6 protein-coding genes are annotated in these 12,057 nt (G+C 71.3%); all 6 read left to right on the forward strand.

Features of this window, described 5'->3' with window-relative positions:
• Positions 1-134 precede the first annotated feature (134 nt).
• From M2352_RS11025 to M2352_RS11050, 6 genes are read left to right on the forward strand one after another with little or no spacing between them, the layout of a single operon-like run.
• Positions 135-1,334 carry an isochorismate synthase gene (locus M2352_RS11025; protein ID WP_264664534.1) on the forward strand — a complete coding sequence of 400 codons (1,200 nt, stop codon included), beginning with the start codon at positions 135-137 and terminating at the stop codon, positions 1,332-1,334.
• Between the two features lie 2 nt (positions 1,335-1,336).
• Positions 1,337-2,971 (forward strand): (2,3-dihydroxybenzoyl)adenylate synthase, encoded by a 1,635-nt coding sequence (locus M2352_RS11030; RefSeq protein ID WP_264665340.1) that lies wholly within the window; start codon positions 1,337-1,339, stop codon positions 2,969-2,971.
• 12 nt (positions 2,972-2,983) lie between these two features.
• Entirely contained in the window at positions 2,984-3,856 is an 873-nt protein-coding gene (locus M2352_RS11035; protein WP_264664535.1) for an isochorismatase family protein, read from the forward strand.
• Complete coding sequence (dhbA, locus tag M2352_RS11040) at positions 3,853-4,614, forward strand: 2,3-dihydro-2,3-dihydroxybenzoate dehydrogenase (protein ID WP_264664536.1); 762 nt, start codon at positions 3,853-3,855, stop codon at positions 4,612-4,614. Before M2352_RS11035 ends, dhbA begins: the two co-directional genes overlap by 4 nt.
• A gap of 11 nt (positions 4,615-4,625) precedes the next feature.
• A complete protein-coding gene (locus tag M2352_RS11045) occupies positions 4,626-4,835 on the forward strand; it encodes an MbtH family protein (protein WP_264664537.1) in 210 nt (69 codons plus the stop codon).
• A gap of 46 nt (positions 4,836-4,881) precedes the next feature.
• The gene (locus tag M2352_RS11050; protein ID WP_264664538.1) at positions 4,882-12,027 is read left to right on the forward strand and encodes a non-ribosomal peptide synthetase; all 7,146 of its coding nucleotides are present in this window, start codon (positions 4,882-4,884) and stop codon (positions 12,025-12,027) included.
• Positions 12,028-12,057: the final 30 nt, after the last annotated feature.

Below are 12,057 nucleotides of genomic sequence, written 5' to 3' on the forward strand. Positions count from 1 at the left end.
GAATGCCCAAGAGCGGCGGGTCCAACCGCCGCATCCATCCGTATGCGTGTTTATGCGTGACCCGATCCGAACGTCCGGGCGCATCCGCATGGCGGCTGTCCCAACCCCTTACCCGACGGTGGAGGGCTTTCCCCATGGGTGTCATCCAATCCGCCACCACGGACGACGTGTCCGCCGGGGGCGATAGCGATCCCGATTTTGTCTTCTCGTCCAACGGCACGGTTCTGCGGGCCTTCGGCGTGGCGCACACGCTGGACACCGCCCTTGACGGCGATGATTTCGCCGGCGGCCGGTGGGACCGCCGGCTTTCCGGTATCTTCGACAGCCTGCGGGCGCAGGGCATGGCCAACCCGGTGGTGGTGGGGGCGGTGCCGTTCGATTGCCGCCAGCCGGCCCGGCTGTTCATTCCGCGCCGCTACAGCTTGAACAGCCTTCCCGACGGTGCCGCCGCCTCGTCCGCTCCCCCGTCCGCCGTCGCCGGGGTGCGGGAGGTGGTGGACCACAGTGCCTACACCGCCGCCGTCCGCCGCGCCATCGGGCTGTTCACCACCACGGACCTGCGCAAGGTGGTGCTGTCGCGCCCGCTGGACATCGACGCCGACGGCGGCTTTGCCCCCGCCCGTCTGGTGGACGCGCTGCTGCAGCAGAACCCCACCGCCTATGTCTTTTCCGTGCCGGTGGGGCAGGGGGAGCATCTGATCGGTGCCAGCCCCGAATTGCTGCTGCGCAAGGTGGGCCGCACCGTGCTGAGCAACCCGCTGGCCGGCTCTGCCCGCCGCGGCGGCCCGGAGCACGAGGAACAGGCACGGCTCGATGCCCTGCTGGCATCTGAGAAGGACCGGATCGAACACCGCTACGTGGTGGACGCGGTGCGCGATGCGCTGGCCCCCCATTGCCGCACGCTGTCCGTTCCCGACGAGCCGGAGGCTCTTTCCACCCCCACCATGTGGCACCTGTCCACCCGCGTCACGGGCGAACTGGCCGACGACGGGCTGTCGCCCCTGCGGCTGGCCCATGCGCTGCACCCGACGCCGGCGGTGTGCGGCACCCCCCATGCCCTGGCCCACGAGGCCATCGGTGCGCTGGAGGGTTATGCCCGCGGCTGGTACAGCGGCATGGTCGGATGGATGGACAGCCACGGCTGCGGCGAATGGGCGGTGACCATCCGTTGCGGGCTGGTCAGCGGCACCCGTCTGCGGCTTTACGCCGGTGCCGGCATCGTCGCCCATTCCTGCCCCGAGGCGGAGTGGGAGGAGACGGCGGCCAAGCTGCGCACCATGCTGAACCTGTTCGGCCTGGGCGGCGCGGTCGCCGCCGCCGGGTGCGGGGCGTGACCATGGCCGTGTCCTTCACCCCCTGGCCGGCGGATCTGGCGGCCCTGTACCGCGCCAAGGGCTATTGGCGCGACGATCCCCTGACCGACGTCATCGCCCGCCACGGGGAGTCCCCGGCCCCCGCCATCGCGTGCGGGGACCGGGTGTTTTCCTACGCCGACATCAACCGGCGCACCGGCGCCCTGGCCGCGGCGTTCCAGCAGCGGCTGGGGCTGCGGCCCGGCGACACGGCGCTGGTGCAGCTTCCCAACGTGGCGGAATTCTATCTGGTGTTCTTCGCGCTGCTGAAGTGCGGCGTGGTGCCGGTCAACGCGCTCAACAACCACGGCGCCTTCGAGATGCTGGCCTATGCCCGGCAGATCGAGCCGCGGGTGGTGGTGCTGGCAGCCCCCCACCCGCTGGTGCGGGCCGATCCGCTGGGGACCGCCCCCGGCTCCCTGACCGCGGCGTTGCGGGCCATGGTGGGCGGCACCCATATGCTGCTGCTGGAGGAGGGGGGCTTCGCCGACCTCGACGGCCTGCCCCTGGCGGTGGAGGCGGACGCCCGGCCCCGCGATGCCGTCACCGTGGACGGGGTGGCCTTCTTCCAGCTTTCCGGCGGCAGCACCGGTACGCCCAAGCTGATCCCCCGCACCCACAACGATTACCTCTACAGCGTGCGGCAGAGCGTGGCGGTGTGCGGGCTGGACGCCGGGTGCCGCTTCCTCTGCGCCCTGCCGGCGCCGCACAATTTCACGCTGAGTTCGCCCGGCGCGCTTGGGGTGTTCCACGCCGGGGGCACGGTGGTCATGGCCCCGGACCCCAGCCCCGACACCTGCTTCCCCCTGATCGAAAGGCACCGGGTGACGTGGGCGGCCCTGGTGCCCCCCGTTCTCACCCTGTGGCTGGCCCACGCGCCCAAGGCCGCCCCCGGCACCCTGGACAGCCTGGACGTGGTGCAGGTCGGCGGGGCCAAGCTCAGCCCGGCGCTGGCCGAGCAGGTGCCGGGCGTGCTGGGCTGCCGGCTGCAGCAGGTGTTCGGCATGGCCGAGGGGCTGGTGAACTACACCCGCCTGGACGACGACGCCTGGACCGTCACCAACACCCAAGGGCGCCCGATGAGCGGGGACGACGCGGTGCGCATCCTCGGCCCCGACGGCCATCCGGTCCCGGCGGGGGAGGTGGGGGAACTGTGGACCCGCGGCCCTTACACCTTCCGCGGCTATTACAAGGCCGATGCCCACAACGCCCGAGTCTTCGACGGCGAGGGGTTCTATTGCAGCGGCGACCTCGTGCGCATGACACCGGACGGGAACCTGATCGTCTGCGGCCGCAACAAGGACCAGATCAACCGCGGCGGCGAGAAGATCGACGCGCAGGAGGTGGAGGACGTGCTGGCCGCCCACCCCGCCGTCCGCCTGTCGGCGCTGGTGGCCATGCCCGACCCGGTGATGGGGGAACGGGGCTGCGCCTTCGTCGTCGCCCGCACCCCGGTGCGCCCGCCGGACCTGCGCCGGTTCCTGCGCGAACAGGGCCTGGCCGACTACAAGCTGCCCGACCGCTTCGTCTTCGCCGACGACCTGCCGAAAACCGCGGTGGGCAAGATCGACAAGCAGACCCTGCGCGCCCGCCTTCAAAACGATCCGAATCTTGTGTGAGTGGAAAACGTCATGACCATTCAAGCACTCTCTTCCTATGCCTTGCCCACCGCCGCCGACATGCCAGCGGACAAGGTGTCCTGGACCTTCGACCCGGCCAGGGCGGTTCTGCTGATCCACGACATGCAGGATTACTTCGTGGGCTTCTACGGCGCGGGGAACCCCACCATCGCCGCCGCCACCGAGGCCATGGTGGCCGTGCGCCGCCACCTGCGGTCCATCGGCGTGCCGGTGGTCTACACCGCCCAGCCGCCGGAACAGTCCGACGCCGACCGCGGGCTGCTGAACGACATGTGGGGGCCGGGGCTGACCCGCCAGCCGGACAAGGCCGGCATCGTTGCCGCCCTGGCCCCGGAAGACGGTGACCGGGTGCTGACCAAATGGCGCTACAGCGCCTTCTTCCGCTCCGATCTGGCCGAGATCATGGCGCAGGAGGGGCGGGACCAGTTGCTCATCGGCGGCATCTACGGCCACATCGGCGTGCTGCAGACGGCGGTTGACGCCTTCATGCGCGGGATCAAGCCGTTCCTGATCGCCGACGCCATCGCCGATTTCTCCCGCGAGGATCACCTGTGGGCGTTGCGCTACGTGGCCCGCAACGCCGGGCGGACGGTGCTGTCCGCCGATCTTCTGCAGGCCGGGGCGGCGGTGCCGCTGACCAAGGATGCCTTGCGCGCCCGCCTGCTGAGCGTCCTCGACGACGCGCCGGGGGATGGGGACAACCTGCTCGACTTCGGCCTGGATTCCATCGCCGTGATGAAACTGGTGGAGGAGTGGAAGGCGGCGGGCCTGACGGTCGGGTTCGCCGAACTGGCGATGGCGCCGACCATCGACGGCTGGTGGGCGCTGCTGGACGGCAAGCAGCGGCGGGATCGGGCGGCATGAGCGCGGCGGACCGTTTCGACGGACAAAACGTCTGGGTCACCGGGGCCAGCCAGGGCATCGGGCTGGCGGTGGCCCGGCGCTTCCACGCGCTGGGCGCCACCGTCACCGGCTTCGACCGCACCGGCGATCCCGCTGCCGAGGTGCCGTGGCAGCGGGTGACGCTGGACATTTCCGACGCCGCGGCGGTGGCGGACACCTGCACGGCCTTGCTGGCCGCGGGGACGGGCGTGGACGTGCTGGCCAACGTGGCCGGAATCCTGCGCATGGGCGCGGTGGACGACACGGCGGACGCCGATTGGCGGGACAGCTTCGCCGTCAACGTCTCCGGCCCCTTCCACCTGATGCGGGCGCTGATTCCGCAGTTCAAGGCACGGCGGCGGGGCTGCATCGTCACCGTGTCGTCGAATGCCGCCCATGTGCCGCGGGTGGGCATGGCCGCCTATGGCGCGTCCAAGGCGGCGCTGACCAGCCTGTGCCTGACGGCGGGGCTGGAGTTGGCGGAATACGGCGTGCGCTGCAACGTGGTATCGCCGGGGTCCACCGACACGCCCATGCAGCGGGGCATGTGGTCCGGCCCCGACGGCGCCGCCGGCACCATCGCCGGCAATCCGTCGGCCTACAAGCTGGGCATCCCGTTGAAGAAGCTGGCAACGCCCGAGGACATCGCCGCCGCGGTGGTGTTCCTGGCGTCCCCCGCCGCCGGGCACATCACGCTGGCCGACATGCTGGTGGACGGCGGCGCCACGCTGGGCAGGTAAGGACATCCCCCATGAGCAACGAGCGCAACGAGCATTACGTCAACCCGTTCGACGATGAGCGGCACGCCTTCCGCGTGCTGGTGAACGGGGCCGGGCAGTACAGCCTGTGGCCCGACTTCGCCACCGTGCCCGCCGGCTGGACCAGCGTTTTCGGCCCCGCCCCCCGCGCGGCCTGCCTGAACCACATCGAGGCGGCCTGGACCACGCTGGTCCCGGCCTGAGCGCCTTCCCCCTCTCTCTCCCATGACGAACACGGAAAACACGGCCATGCGGGACATTCCCCTGCTCAGCACGCAGCTCGGCATCTGGTTGGCGGATCAGGTGGCGGACCGCAAGAACGCCTATGTCATCGCGCACGCCGTCGAGATGCCGGGCGCCATCGACGCCGGGCGGCTGGCCCTCGCCATCCGCACCGTCATGGCCGAGGCCGACACCGTCACCGCCACATACCGCCAGACCGAGGACGGCATCGTCCAGACCATCCGCACCGCCTGCGGCACCGCCGATATCCCGGAGCCGGACCGCATGGACCTGCGCGGCGCCCCCGGCCCCATGGCGGCGGCCCGCGCGGTGATGGAGGCGGATCTGGCCTGCGGCCTGCCGGCGGACGGGCCGGGGCCGCTGTTCCGCCACGTCCTGTTCGATGTGTCGGGGGAGGAGGGGCCGCGGTGGGTGTGGTATCAGCGCTACCACCACATCATGCTCGACGGCTTCAGCTTCACCGCCGTCACCCGGCGGGTGGCCGAGGTCTATCAGGCGCTGCGCTGCCACGAACCCATCGGGCCGTCGCCTTTCGTGTCCGTTGCCGCGGTGGTGGAGGAACAGCGGGATTACGCGGCGTCCCCCGCCATCGCCCGCGACCGTGCCTTCTGGCGGGCGGTGTGCGCCGACCTTCCCCCCGCCGTCACCCTGTCGCTCCAGGGGGCCAAGCCTACCGAGCAGCAGGCCACGTCGGAGGTGGTGACCCACCGGGTGGATCTGCCCGCCGGGGCCGGCGCGGCCCTGGGCCGGATCGCGGAGGAACACGGGCTGGCCCTGCTCGACCTGCTGACCGGCGTCATCCTCGCCACGCTGGCCCGCGTGACGGGGGAGCGGCGGCAGGTGATCGGCTTCCCCTTCATGCGCCGCATGGGGTCGGTGGCGGTGAACGCCGTGGCCCCGGTGGTCAACGTGCTGCCGCTGCGCGTGGACGTGGACGAGGATGCGGCGGTGGTGGACACCGCGCGCGCCGTGCGCGAGGCGCTGAAGCACGCCCGCCGTCACCAGCGTTACGATGCCGAATGGATCCAGCGGGATCTGGGGCTGGTGGGGACGGGGCGGGCGCTCTATGGCCCCATCGTCAATGTCCGCCTGTTCGACGACGGGCTGGATTTCGCCGGTGTGCCCGGCATCACCCACCATCTGGCGACCGGTCCGGTGGATGATTTCGAATTCGGCGTGCGCGTCCAGGGGGGCACGGTGCTGATCGACCTGCGCGCCGACCGCACCCGCTACACCGTGGACGACCTGATCCGCCAGGGCCAGCGGCTGGCGCGGGTGGTGGAACAGACCATTGCCGCCCCCGCCACCCCCGTTCACGCCTTGTCGGTGATGGGGCGGGACGAGGACGCGGCCATCTCCCGCTGGTCCACCGGGCCGGTGTTCGAGGCACCATCGCGTCCCGCCGACATCATCGACGTGTTCACCCGTCAGGTGCAGGAAACGCCCGAAGCCACGGCCCTGGTGTTCGGCCCGGCCCGTCTGAGCTTCGCCGCCTTGGCCGGGCGTGTGTCGCGGCTGACGCGGGTGCTGATCGGGCGGGGTGCCGGCCCCGGCGTGGTGGTGGGCGTGGCGGTGCCGCGCTCGGCGGATTCGGTGACGGCCATGCTGGCGGTGCTGGCGTCGGGCGCCACCCACATGCCGCTCGATCTGGATTACCCCGATGAGCGTCTCGCCATGATGGTGGAGGACGCACGGCCCCGCGTCCTGCTGACCTGGATGTCCGTCGCCGGGCGGCTGCCGCCGGGGGTGGAGCGTCTGTGCCTGGACGATCCCGCCGTGCTGTCCGCTTGTGCCGCCGCGTCCGCAGCCCCCTTGGTGCCGTCGGAACGGTTGGCCCCTCTCACGCCCGCCACCATCGCCACGGTGATCTTCACCTCCGGCTCCACCGGGCGGCCCAAGGGGGTGATGAACAGCCACGGCGCGCTCCTGAACCTGCTGCTGTCACACGCGGGCACGCTGTACGGCCCGGCGCTGGCGGCGGTGGCCCGCCGGCACGGCGGACGGGCGGTGCGGGCAGCGCACACACATTCGTTTTCGTTCGATTCCTCGTGGCTGCAGATGTTCTGGATGCTGCTGGGCCAGGAACTCCATGTGTTCGGCGAGGACGCCCGCCGCGACGCCTTCGCGCTGGTGGAGGCGGTGCGGGAGACCGGCATCGACGCCATGGACCTGCCTCCGTCCTTTTGCACCCAGATGCTGAACTGCGGCCTGATGGAACCGGGGCACCACACCACCACCCTGATCCTGATCGGAGGGGAGGCGGCGTCGCCCGCCCTGTGGGCGCGGCTGCGGGCATACCCGGACCTGACCGCCTGCAACCTCTACGGTCCCACGGAGAACACCGTCGATACGCTGCAAGCCTTCGTGTCGGTGGCCGAGCGTCCGGTGGTCGGGCGCCCGGTGGGCAATGTGCGGGTGCACGTGCTGGACCACCGGCTGCGCCCGGTGCCGGTGGGGGCGGTGGGTGAACTCTACATTGCCGGCAAGGGTTTGGCCGCCGGCTACCTGGGCCGCCCGGCCCTGACCGCCCAGCGCTTCGTCGCCGACCCGTTTGACGGGGGCGGGGTGATGTACCGCACCGGCGATCTGGTGCGGTGGACGCCGGACGGGCAGGTGGATTTTCTCGGCCGCGGCGACCAGCAGGTGAAGGTCCGCGGCTACCGCATCGAAATCAGCGAGGTGGAAGGGGCGCTGAAGGCGTTGCCCGCCGTGGACAACGCCGTGGTGGTGGCCGAGGCGGTGAACGACAGCCATCGCCTGATCGCCTATTGCACCGCCCCCGGCGTGCCGGTGGATGAGCGGGCGGCCCTGGCCGGCAGCCTGCGCCACGGCCTGCGGGCGGTGCTGCCCGACTATATGGTCCCGGCGGCGTTCGTCGTGCTCGATGCCTTCCCCCTCAACGTCAACGGCAAGGTGGACAAGGCCCGGCTGCCGGCCCCCGGCAGCGCGGTGGCCGACGGCATCGACACGACTCCGCCCGCCACGGTTGAGGAGGCGATCCTCTGCCGTGCCATGGCCGATGTGCTGAAACTTCCCGCCGTGGGGGCGGAGGCGGATTTCTTCGCGCTGGGCGGCGACAGCATCACCGCCATCGCGCTGTGCACCGCCGCGCGGGCGGCGGGGTACGTGCTGCGCCCCCGCGATATCTTCGCGACCCGCGGCCCGCGGCGCATGGCGCGCCTGCTGGCCGCTTACGTGCCCGACACCGCCACGGGCGCGGTTGCCGCCGACCTGACCGCACTCGGCGCCGCCCATGGTCCAGTGGCCGACGCTGTGCCGGTGCTGCCGCTGCAAAAGGGCATGCTGTTCCACACCCAGATGGAAGGGCAGGGGGAGGTCTATACCGCCTTCACCCGCCTGACCCTTGAGGGGCGGGTGGACGAGGACCGTCTGCGCGATGCTTTCGATGCGGTGCTGCACCGCCACCCGCAGCTGGCGGGTCTGTTCATACTCGGTGACGAGGACGACCCGCTGTTCCTCATCCCCCGCCTGGACGGGAACGCCCGCCACCTGTGGCCGTGGGAAAGCCACGACGTGACCGATGATGCCGCCGTGGCGGCCATCGAAAACACCGTCATCGCCCGCGCCGGGGTGACCGACACCTTCCGCGGCATGGTCAACGCCGCCCTGCTGCGCCACGGCGGGGACCGCTCCACGCTGGTGATTGCCATTCACCATCTGGTGGTGGACGGCTGGTCCACGCCGCTGATCCTGCGCGATCTGTTGCAGGCGTACGAGGCGGGGGCGAACCGCCTGCCGCCGCTGCCCACCGGTTACGCCGCCGTGGTCCGCCGGCTGTCCACCCGCGATCCGGGACCGGCGCGGGCGGTGTGGGCCGAAGCCTTGACGGGCGTCACGCCCACCGTGCTGTTCGGCAACGCCACCCCCGCCATTCCGGTGACGGAGGCCACGGCCACCCTGTCCGCCGCCGAAACCGCGGCGCTCCTGGCCGTCCTCCGCCGCCGCGGGCTGACGCTGAACGCGGTGATGCAGGCGGTGTGGGCGGTGGTGCTGTCGGCGTTGGCCGGGCGAAACGACGTGGTGTTCGGCACCCCGGTGTCGGGGCGGTCGGGGGCCATCGACGGCATCGGCGATCAGGTGGGGCTGTTCCTCAACACCATTCCCGTGCGCGTGCCCTTGCTGCCCGGCCTGTCCCTGTGGGACCAGATGCCGGCCATCCAGGACCGCCACATCGAGCGGATGGAGCACGACGGGCTGGGGCTGGGCGAGATCCAGGCACTGGCCGGCGGTGCGGCCCTGTTCGACACGCTGCTGGTGGTGGAGAACTACCCTGACAGCGGCTATCTCGACCGCGACATCGGCGGGCTGAGGGTGCGGGAGATCCACAACCGCGGCTACAGCCATTATCCCCTGGCCCTGCTGGTGCTGCCGGGGGACGAACTGACCCTGCTGGTGGAGAACCGCGGCGCCGTGGCCGACGCGCCGGCTCTGGCGGAGCGGGTGCGCGGGCTGCTGTCCACCCTGCTGCGCGAACCGGAACGGCCCGTGGCCGCCCTGCCGCTCGTGACGGATGATGAGGTGCGGCTGCTGGAAAGCGTCAACGCCACCCGCCACCCGCTGCCGCCCCTGACCCTGCGCGACGCGCTGCGGGTGCAGGCGGTCCGCACGCCCGATGCCGTGGCGCTGACCGGCGACGGCCACACCCTGACCTTTGCCGAGGTGCGGCAACAGGTGCGCCATCTGGCCCACCGCCTGCGGGGCATGGGCGTGGGACCGGGGGCGGTGGTGGCGGTGGCGCTGCCGCGCTCGGTCCGGCTCAGCATCGCCCTGCTGGCGGTGGTGGAGGCGGGCGGGGCCTATCTGCCCCTCGACCTCGGCTATCCCGCCGGGCGGCTGGCCTTCATGATCGCCGACGCCCGCCCGCGGGCGGTGGTGACCGACGGGGCCACCCGCGGCCTGTTCCCCGATGATGCGCCCGTGTGCCTGTTCGACGCCCTGACCAGCGATGATGCGGCAGAGGGGGGGGATGATGGGCTGACCCCGGCCCACCCGGCCTATGTGATCTACACCTCGGGCACCACCGGGCGGCCCAAGGGGGTGGCGGTGTCCCATGGGGCCATCGTCAACCGCATCCTGTGGATGCAGCATGCATACCCGCTGGATGCCGGCGACGTGATCCTGCAAAAGACGCCGTGCGGGTTCGACGTGTCGGTGTGGGAATTCTTCTGGTCCTATATGGTGGGTGCCCGGCTGGTCATGGCCCCGCCCGAGGCGCACCGCGACCCGGCGGCGCTGCTCTCCCTGATCGACGCCCACCGGGTGACGACGCTGCATTTCGTGCCATCCATGCTGGCAGCCTTCCTGTCGGCGGTGACCGAACTCCACGGCGAGAACACGCCGGTGGCGGCCAGCCTGCGCCGGGTGTTCTGCAGCGGCGAGGCGTTGCCCAAGGCGCTGGCGCGGGCCTTCACCGTCCGCATCAAGGCCGAGCTTCACAACCTCTACGGCCCGACCGAGGCGGCGGTGGACGTGACCTATGCCCCCGCCTTCGGCGATCTCGGCCAGGGCGGGGCCGGGGTGCCCATCGGCAGGCCGGTATGGAACACGGGCCTGCGCATCCTCGACCACGCGCTGCGTCCGGTGCCGGTGGGGGTGGGCGGCGAGCTTTACCTGTGCGGCGAGCAACTGGCGCTGGGCTATCTGGGGCGGGCGGGGCTGACCGCGGAGCGCTTCGTGGCCGATCCCAGCGGCGACGGCGCGCGGATGTACCGCACCGGCGACGTGGCCCGGTGGCTGCCGGACGGGCAGGTGGAATACCTGGGCCGCACCGACCACCAGATCAAGATCCGCGGCCAGCGGGTCGAACTGGGCGAGATCGAGACGCAGCTTGAACGGATTGACGGCGTCCGGCAGGCGGCGGTTCACGCGGTGGTGCTGGGCGCCGGTTCCGGTACCGCCGGGGCCGACGAACGCCAGATCGTGGCGTGGCTGGTGCCGTCCCATGACGGCGGGCCGGACGACACCGCCCTGCGCGCCGCGCTGTCCGCCGTTCTGCCGGCCCACATGGTGCCGGTGGCCTTCGTGCGGCTGGACGCGCTGCCTCTGTCGGCCAACGGCAAGCTGGACCGCAAGGCGCTGCCGCCGCCGGCCGTGGCGTCCCGCCGGGGCCGGGGGCCGGCGCCGGGGGTGGAGACCACCCTGGCCGTCCTGTTCGCCGAGCTTTTGGGGGTGGAGGCCGAGACCATCGGGGCGGAGGATGATTTCTTCGCCATCGGCGGCCATTCGCTGCTGGCCATGCGGCTGGCGGCGCGCATCCGCCGCGCCCTGAAACGCCCGCTGACCGTGGGCCAGATCATGACCGCCCCCACCGTCGCCAGACTGGCGGCTCTGGTGTCGTCCGACGCCGAGGGGCACGAGCTGCGCCAGGGCTTCGACCTCGTGCTGCGGCTGCGGGAGGGGGTGGGGGCGCCGCTGGTCTGCGTCTATCCCGGATCGGGGATTGCGTGGCAGTACAGCGTGCTGACCCGTTATCTCGACAACGCCATGCCGGTCATCGCGCTGCAATCGCCGCGGCCCCATGGCCCCGTCGCCACCAGCGCCACCATGGAGGCGCTGTGGGAAAAGCAGCTTGCCATCCTGCGTACGGTCCAGCCCCGCGGCCCCTATTACCTGCTGGGTTATTCGCTGGGGGGCACGGTGGCCTATGGGCTGGCGGTGCTGCTGCGGCGGATGGGGGAGGAGGTGCGGTTCCTGGGCATGCTCGACACCTACCCCAGCGAGGATCACGACTGGAGCGCACTCGCCACCGGCGATGCCAACGCCGGGGCGGAGCGGGAGCAGGAACGGTTCATCGCCGACGCCATGGCCGACGACCGGGACGACGGCTTCCAGGGGGAAAAGGACGAACTGTTCGGCCATATCTTCCAGAACTACACCGACGCCGTGCGCCTGCTGTCCCGGACCCGCACCCCGGACTACGACGGGCCGATGACCCTGTTCGTGGCGGAACGGTCGATCCCGCCGGACATCGATCCCGACACCTGCTGGACGGGGCGGGTGGAGCAGGTGGCTATCCACCGCCTGTCCCATTGCAGCCACGAGGACATCCTCTCATCCTCGTCGCTGGAAACCCTCGGCCCGCTGCTGAACCGCGTGATTGCCGCCGCGGAGCAGGCGGCGGACGCATCGTGACGGGGGCAGCGCCATGATGGAACCATGCAC

It is taken from the genome of Azospirillum fermentarium (assembly GCF_025961205.1).
In the GTDB taxonomy this organism is placed as follows: domain Bacteria; phylum Pseudomonadota; class Alphaproteobacteria; order Azospirillales; family Azospirillaceae; genus Azospirillum; species Azospirillum fermentarium.